We start from the raw sequence: 1,323 nt of genomic DNA, 5'->3' as shown, positions 1-1,323 counted from the left end.
ACCCTTGACAGTTACACGACCACTGCCACTCATCATGAGTTCACCGGTCACATCGAAGAAGCCCATCCAGCCAAAAAAGGCTTAAAACTGCATCTGGTTGATATGGAGAAAGGCTCCAGCGACCAGAGCCATTACATCAAGCTGACCCCAAAAGTTGAGGGTAATCAGTGGACTGCCAGCATCGAGCACAGGGAAGCTCTCACACCGGGTGATCATTATCTGCTGCTGGCCAGTAGCAGGGATGCAGTCGGTAACCTCTCTTCTGATAAATTACGCTTTGACCTCAAGGCTCCAGAGGTTAAAGAACCTGAACCTTCAGAAACACCTGAACCCGCTATTCCCGTTCCCGTTAATCTGGTGCTGGATGGTCTACCCAAGCTCACCCATTTTGGCAAAACTCTGTCGATCTCAGGTCATGCAAAAGAAGGCAGTACCGTTGCAGTGGAAATGGGAGGTCAAGCCTTTGGCACCGTGACCGCCCATCCAAATAACACCTGGGAACTGTTGATTAGCCCTGAACAATTGAAAGACCTGCCTGAAGGTGCAATGCAGGTCAATATCAGAGCCTCTCTGAATGGCGTAACGGACCAAACCAGTGCCACCATTACTGTCGATAAGACAGCGCCTCAGGTCACTCTGGACTCCGATGTAAGCACAGACTCCATACCCTCATTCACAGGAACGATTCAGGAAGCTCATCCTAAAACCTTTGAAGCCAAACTGCTGAACAGTGATGGTCAGGTAATTGATACCCTCACCGTCACTTACCCAACAGAGGGCAAATGGACAGCAACGGGAACTCAACCCCAGAGTACAGGCAGTGACTATCAGCTCTTATTGACAGCAGAAGATCAGTTGGGTCAAAAGAGCACTCTGCAAAAAACCTGCAGTGTTCAACCAACAGCCGAATCAGGTTCTGAAGCTGCTGTGGACCTGGGATTGACTCTTACCAAGCCGCCAGAATGGATTAACTTACAAAAAACACTCAAACTGTCGGGTTCTGCCAAAGAAGGCAGTCAGGTCAGCGTCACCATTGCCGGCCATGATTTCGGCACAGCCACCGCAGACACCAATAATGCCTGGAAACTGGATATCTCTCCGGAATCACTTCAGGCCGCTCTTTCCGGTCAGGAAGGCGTGAAAGACGTTCTGGTAACGGCCTCCCTGGGTGAAGATAAAGACAGCAAACAGGATCAGGTGGGCATCGACACCACCGGACCTGTCGTTACCCTTGACAGTTACACGACCACTGCCACTCATCATGAGTTCACCGGTCACATCGAAGAAGCCCATCCAGCCAAAAAAGGCTTAAAACTGCATCTG

General features: G+C 50.4%; 1 protein-coding gene. It reads left to right on the top strand.

Features of this window, described 5'->3' with window-relative positions; translation table 11 throughout:
- The coding region (locus WG89_RS28615) for a hypothetical protein (protein WP_153301903.1) at window positions 1-1,323 on the top strand (1,323 nt) is incomplete at both ends.

The organism is Endozoicomonas arenosclerae (genome assembly GCF_001562015.1).
Taxonomy (GTDB): Bacteria; Pseudomonadota; Gammaproteobacteria; order Pseudomonadales; family Endozoicomonadaceae; genus Endozoicomonas_A; species Endozoicomonas_A arenosclerae.
Note: the sequence above shows the minus strand (reverse complement) of the source record. Positions and strands in the feature narration are given on the sequence as shown.